22 protein-coding genes and 1 other annotated feature are annotated in these 24856 nt (G+C 45.0%); of the genes, 7 read left to right on the top strand and 15 right to left on the bottom strand.

Going from position 1 to position 24856, the window contains the following annotated elements:
- Window positions 1-905: 905 nt before the first annotated feature.
- Window positions 906-3545: a YfhO family protein gene (locus AAA939_RS03850; RefSeq protein ID WP_338209111.1), complete on the top strand. Its 2640-nt coding sequence runs from the start codon at window positions 906-908 to the stop codon at window positions 3543-3545.
- An 89-nt stretch (window positions 3546-3634) separates the two neighbouring features.
- Here the strand turns inward: AAA939_RS03850 and AAA939_RS03845 are convergent, their stop codons facing one another.
- The gene (locus AAA939_RS03845; RefSeq protein ID WP_338209109.1) at window positions 3635-3937 is read right to left on the bottom strand and encodes a HesB/YadR/YfhF family protein; all 303 of its coding nucleotides are present in this window, start codon (window positions 3935-3937) and stop codon (window positions 3635-3637) included.
- A 186-nt stretch (window positions 3938-4123) separates the two neighbouring features.
- Between AAA939_RS03845 and AAA939_RS03840 the strand changes: the two genes are divergently transcribed.
- Together AAA939_RS03840 and AAA939_RS03835 are read left to right on the top strand one after the other, a co-directional pair.
- On the top strand, window positions 4124-4579 hold the full coding sequence (locus AAA939_RS03840; RefSeq protein ID WP_338209107.1) for a LytTR family DNA-binding domain-containing protein: 456 nt from the start codon (window positions 4124-4126) through the stop codon (window positions 4577-4579).
- Window positions 4580-5287, top strand: a complete 708-nt coding sequence (locus AAA939_RS03835) for a LiaF transmembrane domain-containing protein (RefSeq protein ID WP_338209104.1) — start codon at window positions 4580-4582, stop codon at window positions 5285-5287. It begins immediately after the preceding gene.
- Window positions 5288-5557: 270 nt separating this feature from the next.
- Here the strand turns inward: AAA939_RS03835 and greA are convergent, their stop codons facing one another.
- The 3 genes from greA to mltG all read right to left on the bottom strand — a co-directional run bounded on the left by greA (window position 5558) and on the right by mltG (window position 7990).
- A complete protein-coding gene (gene greA, locus AAA939_RS03830; protein ID WP_338209103.1) occupies window positions 5558-6040 on the bottom strand; it encodes a transcription elongation factor GreA in 483 nt (160 codons plus the stop codon).
- A gap of 110 nt (window positions 6041-6150) precedes the next feature.
- Window positions 6151-6783: a uridine kinase gene (udk, locus tag AAA939_RS03825; protein ID WP_057706973.1), complete on the bottom strand. Its 633-nt coding sequence runs from the start codon at window positions 6781-6783 to the stop codon at window positions 6151-6153.
- 19 nt (window positions 6784-6802) lie between these two features.
- Window positions 6803-7990: an endolytic transglycosylase MltG gene (mltG, locus tag AAA939_RS03820; RefSeq protein WP_338209101.1), complete on the bottom strand. Its 1188-nt coding sequence runs from the start codon at window positions 7988-7990 to the stop codon at window positions 6803-6805.
- A gap of 485 nt (window positions 7991-8475) precedes the next feature.
- Between mltG and AAA939_RS03815 the strand changes: the two genes are divergently transcribed.
- Complete coding sequence (locus AAA939_RS03815; RefSeq protein ID WP_338209099.1) at window positions 8476-9075, top strand: L,D-transpeptidase; 600 nt, start codon at window positions 8476-8478, stop codon at window positions 9073-9075.
- A gap of 89 nt (window positions 9076-9164) precedes the next feature.
- Here the strand turns inward: AAA939_RS03815 and AAA939_RS03810 are convergent, their stop codons facing one another.
- Complete coding sequence (locus AAA939_RS03810; RefSeq protein WP_338209098.1) at window positions 9165-9518, bottom strand: hypothetical protein; 354 nt, start codon at window positions 9516-9518, stop codon at window positions 9165-9167.
- Between the two features lie 251 nt (window positions 9519-9769).
- Between AAA939_RS03810 and AAA939_RS03805 the strand changes: the two genes are divergently transcribed.
- A complete protein-coding gene (locus tag AAA939_RS03805; protein ID WP_338209096.1) occupies window positions 9770-9961 on the top strand; it encodes a hypothetical protein in 192 nt (63 codons plus the stop codon).
- A gap of 28 nt (window positions 9962-9989) precedes the next feature.
- On the opposite strand, the gene pheT is transcribed toward AAA939_RS03805, so the two are convergent.
- The 6 genes from pheT to AAA939_RS03775 form a co-directional block, all read right to left on the bottom strand.
- Entirely contained in the window at window positions 9990-12407 is a 2418-nt protein-coding gene (gene pheT, locus AAA939_RS03800; protein ID WP_338209094.1) for a phenylalanine--tRNA ligase subunit beta, read from the bottom strand.
- A gap of 11 nt (window positions 12408-12418) precedes the next feature.
- Window positions 12419-13465 (bottom strand): phenylalanine--tRNA ligase subunit alpha, encoded by a 1047-nt coding sequence (gene pheS, locus AAA939_RS03795; protein WP_338209092.1) that lies wholly within the window; start codon window positions 13463-13465, stop codon window positions 12419-12421.
- Between the two features lie 54 nt (window positions 13466-13519).
- Window positions 13520-13746 (bottom strand) — a binding site (T-box leader).
- 43 nt (window positions 13747-13789) lie between these two features.
- Entirely contained in the window at window positions 13790-14152 is a 363-nt protein-coding gene (locus AAA939_RS03790) for a winged helix-turn-helix transcriptional regulator (RefSeq protein ID WP_057706968.1), read from the bottom strand.
- A 203-nt stretch (window positions 14153-14355) separates the two neighbouring features.
- Window positions 14356-15504, bottom strand: coding sequence for an RNA-guided endonuclease InsQ/TnpB family protein (locus tag AAA939_RS03785; RefSeq protein ID WP_338225922.1), 1149 nt, complete (start codon window positions 15502-15504; stop codon window positions 14356-14358).
- A 198-nt stretch (window positions 15505-15702) separates the two neighbouring features.
- A complete protein-coding gene (locus AAA939_RS03780; RefSeq protein WP_338209090.1) occupies window positions 15703-16209 on the bottom strand; it encodes an HD domain-containing protein in 507 nt (168 codons plus the stop codon).
- Window positions 16210-16309: 100 nt separating this feature from the next.
- The gene (locus AAA939_RS03775) at window positions 16310-17080 is read right to left on the bottom strand and encodes a TrmH family RNA methyltransferase (RefSeq protein ID WP_338209088.1); all 771 of its coding nucleotides are present in this window, start codon (window positions 17078-17080) and stop codon (window positions 16310-16312) included.
- A gap of 151 nt (window positions 17081-17231) precedes the next feature.
- On the opposite strand from AAA939_RS03775, the gene AAA939_RS03770 reads away from it, so the two are divergent.
- Together AAA939_RS03770 and yidC are read left to right on the top strand one after the other, a co-directional pair.
- Complete coding sequence (locus tag AAA939_RS03770; RefSeq protein ID WP_057706965.1) at window positions 17232-17504, top strand: acylphosphatase; 273 nt, start codon at window positions 17232-17234, stop codon at window positions 17502-17504.
- A 63-nt stretch (window positions 17505-17567) separates the two neighbouring features.
- A complete protein-coding gene (gene yidC / locus AAA939_RS03765) occupies window positions 17568-18503 on the top strand; it encodes a membrane protein insertase YidC (protein WP_338209086.1) in 936 nt (311 codons plus the stop codon).
- A gap of 74 nt (window positions 18504-18577) precedes the next feature.
- On the opposite strand, the gene AAA939_RS03760 is transcribed toward yidC, so the two are convergent.
- The 4 genes from AAA939_RS03760 to AAA939_RS03745 form a co-directional block, all read right to left on the bottom strand.
- Entirely contained in the window at window positions 18578-19228 is a 651-nt protein-coding gene (locus tag AAA939_RS03760; protein WP_338209084.1) for an endonuclease III domain-containing protein, read from the bottom strand.
- Window positions 19229-19770: 542 nt separating this feature from the next.
- Window positions 19771-20739, bottom strand: coding sequence for a UbiA family prenyltransferase (locus tag AAA939_RS03755; protein ID WP_338209156.1), 969 nt, complete (start codon window positions 20737-20739; stop codon window positions 19771-19773).
- 171 nt (window positions 20740-20910) lie between these two features.
- Complete coding sequence (locus tag AAA939_RS03750; protein WP_338209083.1) at window positions 20911-22707, bottom strand: hypothetical protein; 1797 nt, start codon at window positions 22705-22707, stop codon at window positions 20911-20913.
- An 85-nt stretch (window positions 22708-22792) separates the two neighbouring features.
- Complete coding sequence (locus AAA939_RS03745) at window positions 22793-24748, bottom strand: hypothetical protein (protein WP_338230492.1); 1956 nt, start codon at window positions 24746-24748, stop codon at window positions 22793-22795.
- Between the last annotated feature and the right edge of the window lie 108 nt (window positions 24749-24856).

Genomic DNA, 24856 nt, shown 5'->3' with positions numbered 1-24856 from the left:
TTAAAAATACTTATCTCAAAGTTGAAAGATCATAATCACTATTCCAAAAATTAGACGCTTCGTCGGGCAGCCTTGACCTGCTGTGGGGGGACGGCCCCAGCCATAGTACGGTCTGTGGCCTCGATTCAAAGCCGATAACCCGCGTCTTTAAATCGCCCCACAAGATTAGCAGCTAAAAATCATCTGCTAATCTTGCCGACACAGCACATCAAGGCTGCCCGACTTCGCTCGAAATAAACTCACTATTTTTTGTATTGATTCAAAACTTTATTGAGTCATCGGAGGTTGGCACTGATAACATCGGTCGTGAAGGTGGTGTTTGACCGATGATTTTTCGGTCTTACACCACGGACGGTCCGGGACAATTGCGTTTTTTGCAACTGTTCCGGGCGAGGGGCAAGACGTTTCTCAGGCTTGACCCGGTCCCACGACCGCATGTCATCAGTGACAACCGGACTAGGTCATAAGTCACTAATTTATAAGTGAAAGTTTTTTCCACGAAAAAAATGACTGCTACTAAATTTGCGAATATATAAGATGTTAGGGTATCTCGCACCCTAACCCATTGTTAGCACGGATCATGTCACTCCGGATCGAGTCCGCATTGTCCGTTTGCCAAGCTGTCCCCGTCACTTTTGCTGACGTGGGACTTTTTTAATGGCGCGTAAAATTAATTTCATTATATGTCTATAACCATAACACAGGATCAACCCCATCCGAGCCTTTTTGCCACCACGAATCGGCATCAATCTTTTAAAACTGACTTTCCTTAGGATTAAACCTTTCATAATAAAGGCTTAATACCAGTGAAACGTTTCTTATGCTATCCTATACGGTAGACATAAAATTGTAGCTGCAAGTTTCACCTTCAGTTGCGAATTTCTAAAGAGATTGAGGTGGCATTTTTGAAAATCCGTCGTTTTTTTGACAAACGAACCTGGCCACTGTGGGTCAGTTTTTGGCTTCCACTGCTCATCATGACCGGCTATTTCATCTACCGGCACATGGCGCCCTTTGGTTCCAGCAGTCTGTTGACGGTCGACTTAGGTCAACAATACGTTGATTTGTTTGCCTATTTCCGGCACACCCTGTTACACGACCCCAGCGCATTCTTCTATTCCTTCTCCAAAACCATTGGGGGTGAAATGGTTGGGGTCTGGGCTTATTACTTAATGAGTCCTTTTAACTTAATCTATCTACTCTTCCCAGGCCAATCGATCACCACCGGGATTTTTCTCGTCACAGTCTTAAAGTACGGCTGTGCCGGCCTATCCTTTGCTTGGTTGCTGACCAAAACGCACACGCAAAAAGGCTGGCTCGTACCAACCTTCAGTACGGCTTACGCTATGATGGGCTGGATGATTGCTAACCAGTTAAACATGATTTGGTTAGATACGACGGCCATCTTGCCCCTCGTGATTTTAGGTCTCGAACGGCTCTTTAAAACGGGAAAGGTCCGCTACTTTGCCGGTTGGTTAGCCGTCATGCTGATCGACAACTACTATATGGGCTACATGGTCATTTTATTTAGTTGTCTCTACTGGCTATACGGCGCAACTAAGTATTGGCAAGATTTCAAGACGTTCTGTGTTCACGTCTTAAAATTCGCTTGGGGTGGCCTTTTAGCGGTCGCACTCTCCGCTTGGATCTTACTGCCTACACTTTGGGCACTGATGCAGAGTAAAGCTAAGTATAACGTCACGAAGGTCCATTGGAAATTCGAGTACGCCCCGTGGAAAATGTTAGCTAAATTTGTCACCGGGACGTTTAACTTTGACCAGATGCCATCCGGCCAACCAAACTTCTACGTCGCTTGGCTCGCAATCTTTGCATTCATCCTGTTCTTCTGCCGCCGTAAGTTCCACTGGACGGTCAAGGTTAGCGCCCTGTTAGTCACCGCCGTGCTAATCCTGTCCTTCTGTTACGAACCATTGGATTTACTCTGGCACGCCGACCAATTTCCGGTCTGGTACCCGTACCGCTTCTCCTTTGTCTTCTGTTTCTGGATCGTCTGGATTGGCGCTCAGGCCCTAACGGATCGTCTAACCGTTAAATGGTGGCAAGGGACCATTATGCTACTCTTAACGGCTGGCCTATTCGGCACGGTTTACCTGAACATTAAACACGTAACTTACGTAACCCAAGCAAACTTGCTCATTACGATTGCCCTGGCTGCGGTCACCTTGATCTTTTTACTAGTGCCAAAACCACGGATTCAACTTTATCAGATCATTGCGTTACTAATTGTTTCGGTCGATATGTCGATCAACGCTGTCGCTTCCTTAAACAATTTATCCTACGTTTCTCAAGGCGAATTTGGAAACTATACCAAGGTTCTGGATCAAACGGTCAATCAAATTAAATCCAGCAATTCCGGCTTTTACCGGATTGGTAAGACGTTCACCCGGACCAAGGACGACCCCATGCAGGCCGCGTATAATGGTGCTGATCACTTTAGTTCGACTTTTGAAAGCATTATTCCAAACTTCTTTGGCTCGATTGGTCAACCAGACGGCGACGGGGTCGTCGCTTACACCAACGGGACTTTGATTAGTGATTCGTTACTAGACATGCAATACTTTATGGATAAAAACGTGCCCACTGCGCAACAGAGTAACGCGGATTACCGGAGCTACATTCCGGTCACTAGTACGAAACCCGATTTACAAAACTATCAGAAATCATCCGCTTTAAGCAACACGAAAGTTAGCACGTACAAGAACCCTTACGCCCTCGGGTTAGGATTCGGCGCTTCTGATAACATTACTAAATTGAAAGTTTCTAAGACAACCGGTGATCCGATTGCCCGTCAAGAATTAATCTATCAAACGCTGGCTAACCGCTCAACGAGTGGCCTAATTAGCGCTGAAAACTTTGATCAAGTTATTTTCCAAAACGTCAAACGGGTCACCACCCTAACCGGTTCGGTCGTGAATAAGCAAAATCTAGCGAAGACCGGATCGATTTACTTCAAGTTCACACCACCAACGAATGATTCTTATTACATTACGCTTGGTTCCAACTTAACAACGTCTAACGCCAGTTACTATATCAATGGTAAAGAGCTTAAGCAGTACCCAACTTACCGGCATACCATTGCGGTCAACGTGGCCACTAATAGCAAGGGCAAGACGGTGACGTTTGGAATTCAGATGAAGAAAACGTCGTTGTGGTTGCAGAACTTCACGCTTTACAAGTTAAATAACGCGCAATTTAAGCAGTCCGCCAAAGTCTTACAACAAGAACCTTGGCACCTGACGCACCATTCGAGTCGACAGTTACAAGGAACGGTCAATATCAAGAAGACCCACCAAGTCCTCATGACGACCATCCCTTATTCTAAAGGCTGGCACGCAACGGTCGATGGCAAGGCTGTGGCAACTAAGAAGGTCATCAATACCTTCGTTGCGGTACCGCTAAGTCAGGGTAAGCATACGGTAACCTTGACTTACCGGCCACCACTGCTGCTGACCGGTAGTCTCATTACCGGAGTCGCTGCCGTTGGAACCGTCGCGTGGTTCGCATTGAAACGACGTCGACACTAATTATTACGTTTAAACTATTAAAGGCGTCTCCCGAATGAATTCATCTGGGAGACGCCTTTAGTATTTATTTTTGATTTAACGGACTAAACCTAATCCGCGTTTGGAATGTAATCATACTTAGGCCCGTCGTTATCGGGATCAAAATCGACGTTTAAATCATAGCCCTTAAAGAACCATTCATCCCGGTCGTTGACGTAATAGTTAACGCCATCTTTTTGCACCTCGCCGATTGGATTGTGGGGCTGATCATCGCGCATTAAACCGATCGAAAAGCCACTGTGAACGGCGGTCTTGCCGTAAGTTTTACCAAAAAAGCGCACCCCATTGCCAGTCGTTACACCCATATCATCATGAAACCATTTGCTGGCCGCATCCGTAATCGTAATTTTCATGTTGCCACCTCACTCTGTAATCGTTTACAGTTATTGTGCCTTGTTTACTCGTAAAACGCAACATTGCAACCCATTGAGCAAATCAGACCTAACCACTTAGGACGTAAAATAAACCAGTTATGCAATGTTGATTTACAACCTTTTAAAAATATGGTGTACTGATAACATCTTAGGAGGTGAGCCCCCGTGAAAGTTCGGGTCGTAACTGACAAAAATTCAACTGAACCCTGCCTGACCTTAACGATTCCGGAAGACTTTCCCCAACGGGATCAACTGGTTGCCGCGTTAACAAAAATTTCGCTGACGCCAGCTACGTTACCGGTTTCACAACACGGACAGGCCATCGCATTACCACTAACCGCCATTATGTTCATCGAAGCGACCGGTCACAACGTTGCGGTTCACACACCCGCCGCCGTTTATCGGGCTAGTGGATCCTTAACGGCAATTGCCACGACCCTACCGACTAACTTTCAACGGGTCTCAAAATCTGCGGTCGTGAACGTGCAGCGCGTCTACTCGCTCACTAAGACCCTTACTGGTAACTTACTAGCGTTTCAACAATCGCCGAAGCAATTATACGTCTCACGGCGCTACTACCGGCCACTAAAACTTATCTTAGAACAAAAGGAGTCCTTATAAATGAAACGAAATTGGTTTTGGGCCACTTTCTTAATCGTCAGTGCCGTCGTACTCGTGACGAGTCAACTTGGCTTGCTCACCGTCCACATCGGCTTTTGGGGTATTCTCTTCACCATCGTGTTAGTTGCCGCACTCATTAGCAGCTTACGTTACTTAAACATGGCCGGTGCGGTGTTTGCCCTTGCCTTCCTAGCCATTCTCTATGCCCGACCACTAGGAATCACCCAGTTGGTCCCATGGACGATTCTGGGCGCCGCGCTGCTTCTCAGCATTGGACTGAGCTTAATCATTCGCCCGCGCTACTTTAAGCCCAAAAACTGGGAATACTCGATGGATTGGAAGAAGCATCACCACCGTGACTCCCGCGGCACTATCAGCAACGCCAACGTCAAGATTGACTTATCATTTGGTAATAGCATTCGTTACGTCCACACTGACCAGTTTAAGACGGCCAACATTAACGTTTCCATGGCCGGTGCCAAGATCTACTTTGACGACGTCGAACTCGCTGGTCCAACCGCCGTGATCAATCTCGACCTCTCACTTGGTAGCATCGAGCTCTACGTGCCAAGTACTTGGCAGCTACAAATGAACGTGACTAACAGTATGGGCCACATCGAAACGGTCGGTCAGCCAACTAATGTCGGTCCCGTCGTATACGTGGACGGTAACCTCTCACTCGGGGAACTTAAGATCGTTTATATTTAGCTAAAGTTTGAAAGCATTAAAATAGGTACAATCGTTGTCACATCAAAAATTAATGACAAACAATAGGATTCTTCATCGCTCCGCTGGACAGAACTAGTGGGCTGCGCTAGGATTGGTTAAAAACCAGCTAAATCAATTTTTCCGGATTTGTTGGTAGATTGCTGATATCAGGTTTTTTCGGCTTTCAACATTTAGACATTTAATTAAAAAATCTAAAAAAAACGCATTCACAGCTGATTAGTTGTGAATGCGTTTTTGACGTTAGTAGCTTTAGGCGTTTTCAACCTTTAAGATTTTAACTTTCATGGAACCGGCTGGAATGTTAATCGTCACTTCTTCATCAACGCGGTGGCCAATTAAGCCCTTGGCAATTGGTGAATCGTTGGAAATTTTACCTTCCATTGGATCGGCTTCAGCGGCCCCAACAATGACGTAGCTTTCTGGTTCTTCGTCGGGTAATTCCTTAAACGTGACGGATTTACCAACGGAAACTTCATTTTTATCGATTTGTTCGCTATCGATGATTTCGGCGTATTGAAGCATGTGTTCAACCGTCTTAATCCGGTTTTCAAGCAAACTTTGTTCATTCTTTGCTGATTCGTATTCAGAGTTTTCGGATAAGTCACCGTAACTCCGAGCAATTTTAATTCGGTTAATAATTTCAGGGCGTTGGTTGATCTTAAGATCTTCAAGTTCTTTTTCGAGCTTGACCTTTCCCTCTTCTGTCATTGGATATGTTTTATCTTCGGCCAATGTTTCCACTCCTCTAATTCCTGTAATAGTTATATCAAAGACCAGCCTACCATTCTGAATTTTAAATGTAAACTCTCAAATTCAAAATAGCGCTGGTCTTTTAAGTTTGTTTATAAAATCGAGCGAACCTTAGTTGTCAGTAAATCAATGGCCACTTCGTTTTCCCCACCCTCGGGCACAATGATGTCCGCGTAACGCTTGGTTGGTTCCACAAATTGGTGATACATCGGCTTAACGGTCGCCAAGTATTGGCTGATTACGGAGTCTAACGTCCGGCCCCGTTCCTTGATATCCCGTTGAATACGGCGAATGATTCGAATGTCATCATCCGTATCGACAAAGACCTTGATATCCATCAAATCACGCAATCGTTGATCATCCAAAATCAAAACACCTTCGACGATAATCACGTCACGGGGTTCTTGATGAATGGTCTCACTGCTCCGGGTGTACTGTTCGTAATCATAGACCGGTTTTTCAATCGGTTCGTACGCCAGTAACTGCTGGATTTGTTTGATCATCAGGTCGGTATCAAAAGCCAACGGGTGGTCGTAGTTCACGGCGTGGCGTTGGGCCATCGTCATATCACTTTGATCATTGTAGTATGAATCTTGTTGTAAAATCAGTAATGATTGGCCAGACAATTGATTATAAATCGCCTTACTGACGGTCGTTTTACCACTACCAGAACCACCGGTCACACCGATAACGACTGGTCGTTGGTGATGTTTATTTTCGCTCATTTTAAAGTTAGCCCCGTTCTTATTTTTCAGCGGCTTCGTTATGTTTCGAAACCTTTTCAATGTTAGCTGCGTGTCCAGCCGCGTCCTTTGCATAGTAGACTTTCCCAGTCTTCAGATCCGCCACGAAATACATGTAACCCTTACTACGTTGTGCGGGATCTAAGACCGCCTTGATGGAAGTCAGGCTAGGACTGTTAAATGGACCAGGACCATAACCTAAGTTACGCCGTAAATTATAAGGCGAATTGGTTGCTAGGTCCTTTGCCGTTAACGTTGACTTAGTCGAGTTAATCGCATAGAACACGGAAATATCAGAGTCTAACCGCCACTTGGCATCCAAGCGGTTCAAGAAGACCCCGGCAATTAAACGCCGGTCCTTGTTAGTACTGCCTTCGCGTTCCACTAAGGAAGCTAAGGTCATGATTTCTTGGACTGACATCTTCGACTTCTTAACTTGACCATAGTATGGTTTTAACTCATCGTTCGTTTTCGAAACCATTTGCGTGACTAGCTGTTTCAGCGTTGTCTTCTTGCCCACTTCATACGTCGCTGGGAAAAGATACCCTTCCAAGTGATAACGAACTTGTTTAGCACTCATCGACGACGTCAGTAATTGTGGGTACTTTTGTGCTAAGGATTTTATGAACGTCTGGTCCTTCATCAAGGCTAAGAATTCAGCCGCGGTAAAGTCCGTCTGTTTTTGAACCGTCTTAGCAATCGTCGTAATCTGACTTCCTTCGACGACTAGCACCCGGCCACTAGAACTTTGAATTGGTTCGGATGAACCACCCTTGTTCAAGGACGTTGCAATTTGTGACAAACTCATCGACGGCTTTAATTGGTAATAGCCAGCGTGGAAGTTAGACAAGTTATGCGCTTTGGTCCAGTACTCAAACACAAAGCCACTCTTGATGACTTTGCTGGATTGCAAAATATTCGCAATCTTTTTACTATTGGCACCATATGGAATATCTACTTGCACAACCTGATTATCCTTGCTGTTGTACGGTTGTGTTGCGTTATCAAAATAACGGTAGCCCATGACACCAATAATAATCAATAGCACTAGTAAAATGCCAACTACGCCACCAATGACGTGTTTTGAAAATGATTTCCGCTGTTTTTGCACCGACCGTTTTGGTTCGGTCGACCCATGATCTTGTTGATCCTGGTTATCTTGGTCGTTATTCAAGCTTCGCCCCTCCATTTATTAATTAATCCTATCAATTATACAAAACTGTTGCTTGCTTTGCACTAGTTCACAACGAGTTTTAGTGATTTTTAAAGTTAATTGGCCAAGATTGCTTACTAAGACCCCGTTTAGGTCACTCGTAAACGATAACTTCACCCTACCACACCTTGTCTGAACTGGATACTGACTAGTCATACCGTCATTTGCTTTTCTACTAGACCACTTAACAAAATTCGCAATATTTATTGAAATTAGCTTCAATTCTGATTGGTATCCTGTTGCGATTTATAGCCAATTGGCCAAACATCAGCAGCCATTCATATGATAGCGTTTACATTGATTTGCAGATTTATTAGCACGGATAGCTATTCGGCTCATTAAAATTAAATTGCTACGGTTATTATGATTTCATTTCCAGGTAGACCAGTTGTTTTTTGCATCTAATAAGGTTATAACAGACTTTGAGAGAAGCTTTATTGATTAACGGGGGATTTTATAACATGCAACGACCAAAGAAACTAGTGACATTGCTGGGGATTATACTGATTGCCGGCTTATTAGTATCACTTCCAATCATGACCCACCATCGAAGTGCGGCGGCTAAAAATATGACGACCACTAAGAAAGTCACGAAGCCTTCCGTCATGCGGGCACCAATCAACTGGCGCAAATCTTCAGAAAAGGTCGCCTATCCCGACGTCAACAAATATCCGCATATGTGGATTCACGTTTCACTAAAAAAACAACGACTCTATTTGATGACTGGAAAACGCGTGCTCTATACCATGTACATTTCAACCGGTCGCGTAACGAATACCACTAAGACGCCACGGGGCACCTACCACGTTCAAGCTGAGCGGGGAAAATACTTTTACAGTGCGTCCGTTAACGAAGGCGCCTACTACTGGGTCTCATGGTTGAACCACGGTGAGTACTTATTTCACTCAACCCCCGTCGATACTCAGGGCCACATTATCAAATCTGACGCGGCGGACCTCGGCAAACGACCTTCATCACACGGGTGTGTTCATTTAAGTATTGCCGATTCAAAGTGGGTCTATAAAAACATTCGTTACAACACAAAAGTTGTCATTGACTAAAATAAAAAAAGACAAGGTCACAATCATCCAACAGACTTCTGAAGATTAACGGATGGCCATGTGAACTTGCCTTTTTATTTTAATTTGATTTAGCTTTTATCACGTTGTCCCACAAAAATCACAGTTTCCAATAACATCCAAAACGGGATTAACATCACAAACAAAATAAAGTACCAAAAGGCCTCATTAAAATTAACCTCGCTAAAGCCTAACCCCATGCAACACAGCGTCAGTAGCACCGCAACACCCTTTTGCATCTTAATTTTAACGGTAAAAAACGATGCGCCAAGGCCCACGAGCAAGAGGCCACACCCGACATAACCGATCAATTGATTGTCATCTAACTTAAAACCGGTTTGAACACCGGTGGCAAAATAGAGTGCGGCGACAAAGATCATTAAATAAGCGCCCGCAATAACTTGGATTCGAACATAATTTTTCATGCTGATTTCCTTAACTTAGAATTTGCTATCTGATAAATGTATCAAAACACAGTACGCTTGGCAACACATGATTATTTAGATTCGGCCACATAAAAAGGTAGTGCCAGCAACCATCACACAGTTGTTGGCACTACCTTTAATAATCACTAAAATTTAGATTTGCGTTAATGCCTGCACATTACCACTGCCCGACTTCGCTCAAATCAAACTTACTATCGTTATTACTGTCAGATAATCGGAGGTGGCCACTGATGGCATCGGTCGTGAAGGTGGTCTTGACCGGTGATTTTCCGGTCTTAGACCACGGACGGGCTGGAACAATTGCGTATTTTGCAATTGTTCCAGGCGAGGGGCAAGACCGATCCTCAGGCTTGACCCGGTCCCACGACCGCATGTCATCAGTGGCAACCGAAATAACTTATAAGTGGCTACTTAGCACTTAATTCTTAGCCTTGTCTTTTAAACAACCATTTAACGAATTTCCGCACCCAGCTCATCGGTCAAAGCGGCCAAGACCTTATCGAAGGCTTGGGTCACTTCATCGTCAACCAGCGTTGCGTTTTGATCACGGTAAGTTAACGTGTAAGCTAACGACTTCTTACCAGCTGGAACGTGACTACCGGTATAAACATCGAAGAGTTCAACACTTTGTAAGTGTGCGCCACCCTTGTCATTAATCAAGTCAACAATCGCCGCGTTCGTAACGGTGTCATTGATCAACATCGCAACGTCCCGTGTCATACTTGGGAATTTCGAGATTGGTTGATATTGTTGCCGTTCCTTTGGTAAGGCGATCAAGGCCGTTAAGTCGAGTTCGAAGACGTAGGTTTCACGAACCTTGTAAGCTTTGGCCGTGTTCGGGTGAATTTCACCGACAAACCCAACCAACTGGTCACCAACAAAGATGTTGGCTGTCCGACCAGGGTGCATTTCAGGATGGTCAGTCGTTGCGACATAGCTCACAGCGGCATCTAAAGCCAAGCTCTTCAAGTAACCTTCTACGATCCCCTTGATTTGATAAAAATCAACGGGTTGTTCAGCAACGCCCCAGCTCTTCTTCGTCATTGAGCCCGTGATGGCACCAGCAATGTGTTCGATTTCCTTTGGACGCACTTGTTCAGGCTGGCTGTAGAAGACCCGGCCCTCTTCGTATAAGGCCACGTTATGTTCTTTACGGGCATTATTGTAGGCTAAGTCATCTAGCAGACCAGAAACTAAGCTCAAACGTAACGTCGTCCGTTCTGAGCTCATTGGGAAGTCTAACTTAGTTACTTCACTTGGATGTAAGGCGAAGGCCTTAGCCTTTTCCTCAGTCGTCAATGAATAACTAATAGCCTGTGTTAAGCCGGCACTTTCCATTAATTTGCGTGAGTCCCGAATAACTTGTTGCGTTTCGTTCAACTTACCAATGGTTGGTTGGCCCGTTGGTAAAGTTGAAGGCAAGTTGTCGTAGCCGTATAACCGAGCAACTTCTTCGATCAAGTCAGCTGGAATATGAATATCCCAGCGACGAGGTGGTACGGTGACCGTATAAGTTTCACCATCAACCGTCGTTTCGAAGTCCAACCGTTTGAAGATGTCCGCAACTGCTTCAACGGATAACGTCGTCCCCAACACGTGGTTGATCTTGCTTAAGGTGATTGTTACCGTCGTTGGCTGAACATCTTCGTCGCGACCAATAACAACGTTCTTCGTCACGGTCCCGTCACTCAATTCAGCAATCATTGCGGCCGCTGCGTCCAAGGCCGTTTCGGTCATTCCATGATCAATGCCACGTTCGTAGCGCATGGAAGCTTCGCTGTGTAAATCGTGATTATGAGCCGTCTTCCGGATTTTAACCGCATCAAACACGGCGCCTTCCAAAGCAATCGACGTCGTTGCATCGGTCACTTCAGTATCCAAGCCACCCATGGTCCCTGCTAAACAGATTGGGGTATCTTCACTACAAATAACGAGGTCCGTTGGCAACAATTCGCGGTCTTCACCGTCCAAAGTTGTCATGTGTTCGCCGTCCTTGGCCAACCGAACGTTAACGTGCCCATTCTTCAATTGGTCAAAATCAAAGGCGTGTAATGGTTGCCCGTATTGCATCAAAATATAGTTCGTCGCATCAACAACGTTATTGATTGGACGCATCCCGGCATTCCAGATCCGAATTTGTAACCATAATGGACTTGGTTTGATCGTCACGTTTTTAATAAGACGCATCTTGTACATTGGAACGTCGTGTTCATCGGCATCGACCCGCACTTCTAATTGGTCGGTGGCGTCGTCTTGTTCGTCTTCATGTAAATCAACCGTTGGCATGTTAGGTGTTTGATCGTAAATGGCAGCCAATTCGTGCGCCGTCCCGTTCATGCTCAACATGTCCCCACGGTTAGGTGTGACGGACATATCGATAATTTCATCGTCCATTCCGAGGTAACCGAAGACGGGGTCGCCTGGAACCGCGTCGTCTGGCAAGATAAAGATTCCGTCAGCGACTTCCTTAGGCACTAACTTTTCATCAAAGCCAAGTTCGTCCAAGGCACAGATCATCCCGGCAGACTTCACGCCGCGCATCTTGCTCTTTTTAATCTTCGTGTGGTTGCCGATCCAAGAGTTAGGTAACGCTACGATGACTTTTTCGTCAGCCGCAACGTTGGGTGCGCCACAAACGATTTGAAGTGGTTCGTCTTCGCCAACGTCAACTTGGCAAACGTGTAAGTGGTCAGAATCAGGATGGGGTTCACAAGTTAAAATGTGCCCAACAACAACCTTTTTCTGTCCTTCATCGGGACGAATGACGCCGTCAACTTCAACGGCCGTCCGTTCAATTTTTTCTGCTAATTCATCGGCCGGAATGTCCAGCTTTAAATAATCCTTTAACCATTGGGTAGAAATTCTCATGTGGACTCCTCCTAACCTTTCTTGTAAAACTGTGACAAGAACCGAACATCGTTTAAGTAGAAGTTCCGGATATCATCAACACCGTATTTCAACATTGCAAAACGGTCTGGGCCTAAGCCAAAGGCAAACCCACCGTATACTTCGGGGTCGATCCCTGACATTTCAAGCACGTGGGGATGAACCATTCCGGCACCTAATACTTCGATCCAACCGGTTTGTTTACAGATGCCACAACCCTTACCGCCACAGTTGAAACAAGTCACATCGGCTTCAACGGATGGTTCCGTGAATGGGAAGTAGCTTGGCCGTAAGCGGACGTCGAATTGGTCCCCGAACAACGTCTTAGAAACTAACGTTAAGGTCCCTTTTAAATCGGCCATGGTGATGTGCTTGTCCACAACTAATCCTTCAATTTGATGGAATTGGTGTGAATGGGTCGCATCGTCGGTATCCCGACGATAAACGCGTCCAGGTGACAACACTTTTAATGGGCCCTTAGAGAAATCATGGTTTTCAAGTGACCGGGGTTGGTCAGCGGACGTTTGGGTCCGTAATAAGACTTCCTTAGTGATGTAGAACGTATCTTGCATATCACGTGCGGGGTGATCCTTAGGCAAGTTCAAACGTTCAAAGTTGTAGTAATCTTCTTCAACTTCATCACCATCAACGATTTGATAGCCCATTCCCATGAACAGGTCTTCTAATTCCGTGATAATTTGCGTAATCACGTGCGGTTGACCTTGGGCAACTTCACGTCCTGGTATGGTCACGTCTAATTTTTCCGCAGCCAATTGCTTATTGACCGCTAATTGCTCCAATTCTGCGCGCCGTTGATCAATCGCATTTTGAAGGCGATCACGCACGTCGTTAGCGTAAGCACCAACTTTAGGGCGTTCTTCGGGCGTTAAGTCCCGCATCCCACGTAAAACTTCCGTAATGGGACCCTTCTTACCAAGTAAATCGACTTTAACTTGGTTGACTTTTTTCAACACATCGGCGGACTTAATGTCGGCCAAGCCTTGATCACGTAATTCAGTTAACCGATCTTGTAAACTCATATGCTTCCTCCAATATTTTTATTAACGTTTGACGACAAAAAAAGACCTCGCCCAAAAAGGGACGAGGTCATCGCGGTACCACCCTTGTTCACGCTATTCAATCCTAGCGTGCACTTTTCCCGTAGTAACGGTCGGGTGACCGGAAAATTATTTGTTATCAAAAACGCCCAATTTCAGCTCGGAGAGTGAATTCATTAGCTTAAACGCCGGGGTGCTTACAATCGATGACACCCGTCCCTAAGACGTCGCTCCTAACTACTATTTCTCGTCACAGCTTTTATCTACAATGTAAGTCTAGGCTAAAGCCCTAATTCCGTCAACCCATTAATTACACTGAGTTGGACTAAACCACTTATCAGACCAAGTGTGGACGGTATCCATCACTTGCCGGAGATCCTTCCCCTTGGTCGTTAAGCTGTATTCAATCAGTGCGGAATCACAGTGCGTGACCCGACTAACAATCCCATTGGCTTCAAGTTCTTTCAAGCGAACCACCAGTACCCGGTCACTACACTTAGGAATGCGCCGTGCCAAGTTCTTAAAACGTTGTGGCCCATCTTCGAGTAAAACGTCAATGATTAGACCATTCCACTTCTTACCCAAAATGGAAAAAGTCTTTTCAAATTTGGGACACAGCTCAAAATCGACGGCTGAGTCTTCAACCGTATCAACTATCATTTCTGACATATGCATGACCTGCTATGCAAAATATAGAGAAATGTAGAAAATCATGGCTGATGTCTACATTTAGAAAGATTGCATATTTCCTTTCTTGGTTTTTGCTTGCTGCCGTTATGACGCCAGTATTCCGATATTCCACTAGGGAGTAATCGCATTGACCAACTATGACAGCTTAAGGACTTTAGCCAGCCCCGTTAAATCTTTATTTTTTAGATTAAATCTAGTAAATTGGCAACGGCATTTTCATCACGATCGAGCACTGCACCACAACTATAACAAACATATTCATTATGTTTAGTCCGATGTGCTGCATTGCCTTGTAATGTGATTTTGTCGTCACCAACTTTGATATAGCCGCACTTTGAACAGCGTTGCGTTGAAGGATAGTGTCGATTTGCTAGAATCAGCTCTTTACCGTACCACTTACACTTATAACTTAGTATCTGCCGGAAATAGCCAAACATTGCCCGTTGTAAGCCTTTGGAAGCAACGTGGCTCATCTGCATATCTTTGACGGACAAGTCTTCAATCACAATTTTGTCGTAATTATTGATGAGTTTCATCGTAAACTTTTGTATGATGTCATGCTGGATGTTGGTAACTTTTCGATAGTCACGCTGCAATTTGGCTCTCATTGCAATATAACGACTACCCTTGGTTGCCTTATTACCATTCACGACTCGTTTATGAGCTAGCTGCTTTTGGTAAAACTTGATGCGCTGATACAACTTACGTAGCCGTTTCGGCAAGGTATCAACAACACCGGCAGTGTAATTCAAATGACCAACGTTCACGTCAACAGCTGATTTATCACCAGTTTTTGGCTTGGCAGCAAGTTCAACTTCAAAGGGAAGACTGGCCCAGTATTTCCCATTTTCACGATAAATACTGACCACCTTTAGTGCGCCTGACAAATCAGTATGTTTACTAATCCTGATGTCGTACCAATTCTTGGTACCACGTGGTTTGTCTAAGCGAAGCTTACCCGCGACAATTTTAGCCCGGTCAGTTTTAAACCCCTGACGAGCAGCCTTTTTGGATTTGAACGCTGGTTTACTCCAATCGGGTTGTGCCTTGTCAAAGAAGTTCTGCCAAGCTGCTCCTAAATCAACAATCGCCAATTGTAAGGTACGTGCTGATAACTCATACTGCCAATCAGCTTTATTCGCGACCAATTCATTTCGAACTGAATAAGAGCTAGGGCGGGGACTATTGGAATCAAGTGTATACAAATCATACATGTCATTCCAAGTAGCCAGTCCCTCATTCCAGCAATACCGCCGATAATCACAAAGGCTATCGAGCACCTTTTTCATATGACGATTAGGATAAAGCCTTACTTTTTGTGTTCGAATCATCAGCATCATCGCCACCCAAATTAGTGTTGTCTTTTCACTTCTCACTATAATTTAGACTACTATTGATGTCAGTGATTTAATCATTGCCAAGCTCGCCACCTCCATATTTACTCTCTACGGGGAGCTTGGTATTCTTTTCTACATAGTTCCACATCTTTCTATATTTTAGTTAATGATTACTTCCTCCAAAAAATTCGATTAACCGGCGGAGACCTTACCTCGGAACCGATCTAACTGTTTGGCCACTTTGTTACGTAGTGGGCCAAAAAATTCGTGTTCTGCTTCATAATCGTCGACTAAGGAAACGAGCAAACTTTCTCGATATTTAGGAACGGCTAACGTCGCCCCAAACATGTGCTTCAAAATGATATCCTTTTCCATCGGTGTTAATTTGGTTAACTTTTCAGCGTTTCGTAACGCGACCCGTGGGTGGATAAATGCGTGCGACCCTAAATCAAACTTGGTTTCACGCCAGTCATAATAAAACAAATCATGCAATAATCCACCACGAGCAACTGCCGTCGTATTAAGATGCCATTTCTTCGCTAAAACATAACTATCATATGAAACTGCAATTGAATGATCTAAGCGATTCGAATGATGGTGCTGAGTAAAATCTGCCAACCGCTGTACTTCTGGTTGAGCTAACAAATCTGCAACTAGCGCCACGTATTCAGAATCTTGTTTCCACGCATTAGTTTTCATTAAAAGCTCCCTTTGTTAATAACTACCGCTATTCTACTAAAAAGTAAGTAACTTTAAAAGTATTTTGCCCAATTTAAACGTCATTCTTACTAATTGTAACCTAGTGGTATAACCCGAACATGAGAATCCCGGCTGCAACCGCAACATTTAAAGATTCCGCACGTCCTTTAATCGGAATATATAAGTTTTGATCCGTTTGCGCTAAGAGCGCTTTGCTCATCCCGTTACCTTCATTCCCCATCACGAGGCCAAACGCTGCGGGGGCGTCGACGTCTTGATACTGCACGGCTTCCGGATTCAACTCCGAACCGTACACTGGAACGTTGTCGGCATGCAGCCGGTCAACTAGGGTCGTTAAATCGGTGCTAATTAAATGAAGATGGAACTGACTACCTTGCATGGCCCGCTCAACTTTTGGTTGATGGACGTCGACCGTCCCCTGTCCAAATGCCACCCCGGCAAAGCCCGCAGCGTCCGCTGTTCGCACCATGGTCCCAATATTACCAGGATCCTGGACGTTATCGAGTAATAACCATGGCCGGGTCAAGTCTAGATCTGCTAACTCATCGTCCTTGGCGTCTGGTAAAACAACTAGGGCAAATACACCTTGGGGCGTAACGGTGGCGCTAATATGAGCTGCAACCTCCTCAGAGATTTCAATCAGCGCCGGAAACTTGGTTAAGTCCGGATCGGTGGCCAATTGTTTTTCGGTAATCAGTAACGTTTTAATGGGAATATGCGCTTTAACGGCTTCGTTAACTAAGTGCCAGCCGTCTAACAAGTACATGCCCTGCTGCTTACGGCCTTTTTTGGTCTGTAATTTTTTCCACGCTTTAACGTGCACGTTTTGTAAAGAATTGATTTTTTCCACGGTATGAACTTCCTTTTCGTCCTTGCAAGGTCTCCCGTGCCGAGAGATCTCACGATTTATTTTCAAGTATAGCATATCGCCCGCATCACACTTCCATGCTATTATATTAGTGTATGGGTTATTATGATTTACAATTAAAGGAAGTGACAGTATGCGCGCAGTAACTCTGCAAGCCAGCGGCCGCGTTCAAGGGGTTGGCTTTCGCTGGGCCACAAAGGTCGCCGCGGATAAGTGTGGTGTCAACGGAATTGTTCGAAATTTAATGGATGGCTCCGTATTCATTGAAGCGGAAGGCGAAGATCAACGGGTTCAAGTCTTTATTGACGTGATCAAACAATCGCCGACCGATTTTGGTAAGGTTAACAAGCTCATTGTTAACGATGTTGAACCACAAAACTACCACAATTTTCGGATAACTAATTGAAATCCCCGTTCAGGTTTAGTATCATCAAGTTTATATATCTTTAATAAAGGGGATTATGATCTATTGAAATCTAAAAAAGGCCTCACATTAGCGTTGACGTTAACTACGCTGACGTTATTTCTGAGTGGCTGTGTACAGACAACTAAGTCTGGGAAACCATACGGCTTTGTCTACGACTACCTAGCACGTCCTGGTCAAGCCGTTATGCAATGGCTATCACACATCTTAGGCAATAACTATGGCTGGGCAATCATCGGTTTGACGGTCATCGTGCGATTAGTACTTTTACCAATGATGATTAGTCAGCAACGCAAGTCCACGTACCAACAAGAAAAAATGTCTGCCGTTAAACCGCAGATGCAAAAGATTCAAGCCCGGCAAAAAGCCGCGACAACGCAGGAAGAAAAAGCTGCTATCAGTAACGAAATGATGCAGCTTTACAAGCAAAACGGCATTAGCATGACTGGTGGGATCGGTTGTTTACCATTGTTGATTCAACTGCCCGTCTTCTCAGCCCTCTACTATGCCATCCGCTTCTCACCTGAGTTGCAAAGTGCCACGTTCATGGGGATCTCCTTAGGGAAATCCAGTTTACTTTTGGCCATCTTAGCCTTCTTGTCTTACTTGGCTCAAGGCTACCTTTCAATGATTGGTTTGCCAGATGATCAAAAGAAGCAAATGCGGATGATGCTCGTCATGAGTCCAATCATGATTTTATTCGTGTCCATGTCAGCACCCGCTGGTTTAGGGCTGTACTTCTTCGTTGGTGGGTTATTCGCCTGCTTACAAACGCTCATCATCAACTTCTTCCGCCCACGGATTCGGCGCGAAGTTGAAGCTGAACTGAAGAAGCACCCCATCAAGACCCCAACCCCAGCGTCAGTTGCACAAGCTAAGCCAGTTAACGCAACTGAAAGTGACGTTAATCCTAAGCCACGTAACCAAGCGCCTGGCAAAGGTCGTAATGCTGGTAAACAGCAACGCCATCACCGCAACTAGTTAACTCTTTAAGACAAACAAAACGGCATCTCGATTATTTCATCGGGATGCCGTTTTTCTGTACACTTATTAATTTACAATCCAGACTCGTTTTCCTCGTTTAATTTGTCGCAGTCAATAATCAACTGACAAACTTCCCGATCGGGTGTGAGTTTCATGGAGTACTTGCGTCCAAATTCAATCATCGTATGGTGGGCTTGGTGCAATTCTTTAGGATCCAGCACCCCAACGATTTTTTGTTCAACTTGTAGTGGTGACGCGGCCTGGTCGACAAAGTGTAACCGTTTAGAAATTGCCGAGACGTGGGTATCCACCGCAAACGTATTCTGATCAAAGACATCGCTTAAGACCACGTTAGCCGTTTTCCGACCAGCGCCCGGTAAGGCCATGATACCCTTGCGATCCGTTGGCACCACGTCATGCAGATCTTCATGGACGATTCGAGCCGTTTTGATAATGTTTTTAGCTTTATTCCGGAACAAGCCAACACTTTTAATGATTTGCTCAACATCGGTGACGTCCGCCACCATCAAATCCTTAGGTTCCGGATACTTGCCAAATAACACCGGTGTCACTTTATTGACCGATACGTCCGTGGCCTGCGCACTTAAAATCACCGACACCAAGTACTGAAACGGGGTCCGTGAATCCAGGGAAGGCCCCACCGGCCCCATTTCTTTTTCCATTTGATGAATGGCCCATACAATTTGTTCGTCCTTCAACATACGCTACTTCACTTCTTTCAAGCTTCAGTCATTACCTAAAAATTGAAACACTTAAAATCGTTACCGCACCGCCCAGTAAAAGCGGCTCCTAAATTAACCGCTCCGTCGGTCAGAGTTGATGTGCTGTGGGGGGACGGTCGTAGCCAAAGGACGGTCTGCAACCTCAATTCAAAGCCGAAAACCCACGTCTTTGAATTGCCCCGCAATATCCGTCGGCTAAGAACCGCCGTCTGATATTGCCGACACAGCACACCAACTCTGCCGACTTCGCTAAACATAAATTTTTACTCTTCAATCTCTAGTAATTACTTCTATCTTACCCGAAAAGTGCTCAGTAAGACTCGTTAAAGAAAACTTTTTAAAATTATTTTAGCCGGCAATAAAAATCATTCCGGGATCGGTGCAAGACGTTTCCCAGGCTTGGACCGGTCCCACGACCGCATGTTATCAGCGACAACCGGACTAGCTATTGATACAACAACAAAAAAGACGGCCAGTCCGCTTCAATGAGAAGCGCCTGTCCGTCTTAATGACGATTTTAATTAAAAGATAATTCCTAAAATCAATCCTACTAATTGCATTCCTTGAAACATCATCAAGTTTTGTGGTGCGGTGTTAAAGGTCGTTTCCTTAACTTGTTCCGCATTGAAGGCCCGAATATTTTTCAAAATCTTAGGTAATACTAGTAATACTAAGAGTTGATAAATTGGCAAAATCTGTAAGATGACGCTAATGATAACGGGGATATAACCGAGCAATGCTAGCGTATCGTAAACCTGCAATGACCGCTTCGTCCCGATGTAGTAAGGTACCGTGTACCGTTCATTGCGGATATCTTGTTGTAAATCGGAAATATTGTCGGCAAGCATAATGTTTGCAACTAGGAAAATTCCTGGTAGCCCAACTAGAATCATCACCAAAATATTTTGTAAGTTTCCAACGACCGCAAAGCTTGGCCAGTCAAAGGTGAAGCCCGCTAACACGGACGTCGCAACGTTCATATAAACGCTCAGGAAAAATACCCCAAAGCCTTCAACGCAACCAGACAATAATTCACCCAATGGGAACCGTGAGAATGGCACTGGGCCGTACGTATAGAAAACCGCCACACCAATTGCGGCCGCCCCCATAAAGAGTAACAACAGGTTCGTCTTAAAGACCAACACGAGACCTAAAATAATTGCTGTTGCTAACATGGCCAACATCATGTTCATTGATCGCCGTGGTGATAAATGTTCACGACCAACGATGTTATAAGTATCGCGGTAATGAATATCCTTGGCTAAATAATAGTCCTGCACGTTATTGAAACCCGTTACAAATAACGCAATTGCGACTTGCGCAATTAGATAAATTAAAGAATTTACCCAATTAAACGCGTGGAAATAATAGATTGAAAACAAAATACCAATGAAGTAAGGTACCACACTAGCTGCTTTTGCATTCAACCGAATGAATTGCAAGAAAATCTTGAATGTCATCGGCCGATAAGCCGTTTCGTTTGTCAACAGTTTCGCCCCCCGAATTAATTTACTGCACTTCCACTATAACAAAGATTAGTGTTTGTGAAAACCGGCTCAAGTGAATAGTGAGCCCTTTTGATACCTATTTTGAGCAAAATAACCGTTCAGAAATAAGTCACATTCCTGAACGGTTATTTAAATTTCACCCAAATATTTTGCTTAATTATCCGTCATTTGTAGGATGGCGGGACCACGATTCGTCAAGACGAACCCTTGATTGCTTTGGTGCATGAACATCATGCCTTCAAACTCACGGTCACCCGTGAAGTTCGTGGCACTAACGTCACTGGCATCTAATTGCCCGAGTTTGTCCACCGGAACCGAGAAAATACTACCATTAGACACGAGGTACAAGCGGTTATTAGCGCCATTGTAGCTCATCGACTGGACAACTTCTCCTGGTACCCTGCTGAGTCCTTGCATGACTAAGTTAAAATGAACCCGGTCAGTACTGATCTGCCCTTTGTAAATTTTGGCCGAGTTTAGCGGTGCCGTTGGCCAGGCCGAAAGCGTATGGGTCCAATAATAGGCGTTCCCATCATTATCAAACGCTAAGACGCTACCCATGTGCATCCCCGATTTCAACGTAAAGTTAACCGCGGCATCTGGTTTCAATGTCTCTGGATTTAACCGTTCAACCGTCGACTGGTCGTCCGCTTGGTGCTTCTTAACAAACCATAGTTCGTTTGTCCGCGGATTCAACGCTAACGACTGTGCGTGACCAGTGTTGAAGGTTGGCCCAACTTTGATGCACTTCAAAATAGCTTTATCCTTGCTCGTCGCCTTATTGTGATACTGGTTAACGGCAGCCTTGCGGATCAACTGCATCTGCCCGTTTTTTCGCGTGCCTAACGTCGTCAACTTTTGCCAGTCATAGCGGATGACCCACCCCATCTGAGCGTCATTCCCCTTGCCACTCTTATCCACGTACATCACGTATAAGTAATGGTCATCTTTAGAGAACGTCGCACTTTGAGGGTTGGAATTAATCCCCTTTGTTGACTGACTGTCCAAGGGCAAATACATCGTCGACGTCAAAGCGTAATCGCTGTCCGCACCAGTATGGCGAACAACGCTTAACGTTTCGCTTTTAGTTTGAAGGGTCTTCTTTGCCTTGTACGTTGGGGAATATTGATACTTATATCGCGCCAAGGCGTATTCACTCGGAACGTCAACCGTCGAAAAGTCTTCCGATTTATACGGATCGATCGTATTGCCGGCAACGTTGTAAGACGTGATGCCGTCAACCGTTTCACCAAGCGTCGTTAGACCACTCACTGTTGGTTCGGGGACAACGGGCGCTTTAGTCGTCAAATAGCCATTCCAGACCCAGCCCTTCGTTTTCCCAGCTTTAACGTAGTAATACGTGGTCTTTTTATTCTTCTTATAAACCGTCCGCTTTTGCGTTCTTGTGTATTTTTGGTCAGCAACCAGCTTGACGCCCTGCTTAAAGGCCACGTAGCTATTCTTACCCGTTAACTGATAAATCTTACCTGACTTTGCGTTCTTATAATAAGCTTTAGCGGCCGTTTTCTTGGCGGTGGTTGCCTGACCATTCTTACCGGCTTTTAATTGACTTGCTTTGACCCACCCAGCCGCTTTATTCTTGGCAGCTTTAACGTAGTAGTAGCGCGTCTTTTTGCCCTTTTTAGTCACAAACATCTGCTTAGAACGCGTCCACGTTGTCTTCGTATAGTTTTTCAACGCGTGGTTAGACTTTAAGACGGGCTTCTTTAGCGTTCCACTTAACTTGTACGTCTTTCCGGTTTTGCTTAGCGAATAATACGCCTTATGGCTCACCTTAGTCGCCTTAGTTCGATAAGTCTTGCTAACTTTAGTGACCTTTTTCCCCCGTCGTTTGCTTGCGGCTGCGGTCGTTGATTGCACACTAGCCCCAATCACCGCGACACTGCTTAACAACGTGACGCCTAAAAAGACGTGTTGTTTGAAATTCATCCCTGACACTCCCTACAAAAATTAATACTTAGAAACAAAAAACACTAATCCTAAAATCAGTGTTTTTAGCAACCATGATAAAAGTTTATTTGTTATTCATTTGGAAAAGCGCTGGTCCCCGGTTTAACAAGACGTAGCCTGAATTGCTGCGGTGCATGAAGGCAACCCCTTCAAATTCCCGTTTACCAGTGAAGTTCGTGGCACTAACGTCACTCGACTTCAAATGGCCCAACTTGCTTGTCGGTACGGAGAAGATACTCCCGTTAGACACGAGGTACAACCGCTTATTGGCTTGGTTGTAACCCATGGACTGGACGATTTCACCAGGACCCTTGCTCAAGCCTTGCATAACCAGGCTGAACCGAACCCGTTTCGTACTGATTTGGCCCTTATAGATCTTAGCAGAGTTAACTGGTGCTGTTGGCCAAGCCGCAACCGTATGGGTCCAGAAGTAAGCATTCCCAGCGTTATCAAAGGCTAAAACGCCACCCATGCTTAACGTGGACTTCAACGTAAAGTTGACCGCAGCGTCCGGCTTCAAAGTGCTGGCGTTTAATCGTTCAACCGTCGCTTTGACACCTGATTTATGATCTTTAATGAACCATAATTCGTTGGTCTTCGGGTTCAACGTCAATGACTGCGCGTGACCTGAATTAAACGTTGGTCCAACTTTAATGCAATTTAAAATGGCCCGATCTTGGCTCGTTACCCGATCATGATACTGATCGACGGCGGCTTGCCGAATCAATTCCATTTGCCCGTTCTTCCGCGTGCCTAACGCCGTCAGCTTTTGCCAGTCATAACGAATGACCCAGCCCTTTTGCGTATCGGCGTCCGTCCCGCTTTTATCAACGTACATGACGTACAAGTAATGGTCATCCTTAGAAAAAGTGGCACTTTGCGGGTTAGAGTTGCGTCCCTTTTCATTGGCGCTATCTAATGGCAAGTACATGGTTGAACGTAAATCATAGTTACTGTTAGCACCCATGTGCCGCACAACCCCCAACGTTTCGCTCTTAGGTTGTAACGTTTGATCTGCGTGGTAAGTTGCCGAATATTGGTAAGCGTAGTTCTTAACAAAGTAGGCGTTAGGAACTTTCACCGTTGAGAAATTTTTCGACAAGTATGGTGCAATGACGTCGCCAGTTGTATGGTACGTTGTCATCCCATTGGCCGTTGTGCCCCGCGTCGTCAAACCACGTTTACTTTTGGCTTTGGCCTTAGCTTTTGCTTTGGCCTTGGCCTTAGACTTGGCTTTTGCTTTAGCTTTGGCTTTGGTCTTTGCTTTAGCCTTAGACTTGGCCTTGGTCTTTGCTTTAGCTTTTGCTTTGGCCTTTGATTTCGATTTGGATTTTGCCTTAGCTTTAGTTTTGGCTTTGACAGGTGCCTTAGTCGTTAAATCACCACTCCAGACCCAGCCCGTCGTCTTGCCTTGTTTGACGTAGTAATACGTCATCTTTTTTCCGTGCTTATAAACGTAACGCTTTTGCGTTCTGGTGTATTTTTTATTAGCCGCTAACTTCCGAGCGCTCTTCAGGGTCACATAACGATTCTTACCCTTTAATTGGTAAATCTTTCCTGCTTTAGCGTTCTTATAGTAAGCTTTGGTCGCCACTTTCTTAGGCGTCGTTGCTTGACCGTTCTTCCCGGCCTTTAACGCACTCGCCTTGACCCAACCAGTGGCGTGGTCCTTGGCGTTGGTCACGTAATAGTAACGAACTTTTTTACCCTTTTTAGTGACAACCATTTGTTTGGAGCGGGTCCACGTCGTTTTTACATACTGCTTCAACGTGTGGTTAGCCTTTAAAACTGGCTTTTTGAGTGAACCACTCAATTTGTAAGTCTTTCCGGTTTTACTTAGCGAATAATACGACTTATGACTCACCTTGGTGGCCTTTGTCCGATAAGTCTTGCTAACCTTGGTAACCTTTTTTCCCCGACGTTTGCTTGCGACAACGTTGTTTGGTTGTGTACTCGTCCCAATCAACGCCGCACTCCCTAATAACGCCATACCTAACGCGACGTGTTGCTTCAAATTCATGCCCGACACTCCTCATAAAATTGTTTCTTAAAAATTAAATACAACGTTATTTACTAGTCATAGTCGTTTCCCCGCGATTACGATAACGCCTTAATTAATTCTAACATA

Source organism: Lactiplantibacillus paraxiangfangensis (genome assembly GCF_036246185.1).
GTDB classification, from domain to species: domain Bacteria; phylum Bacillota; class Bacilli; order Lactobacillales; family Lactobacillaceae; genus Lactiplantibacillus; species Lactiplantibacillus paraxiangfangensis.
Note: the sequence above shows the minus strand (reverse complement) of the source record. Positions and strands in the feature narration are given on the sequence as shown.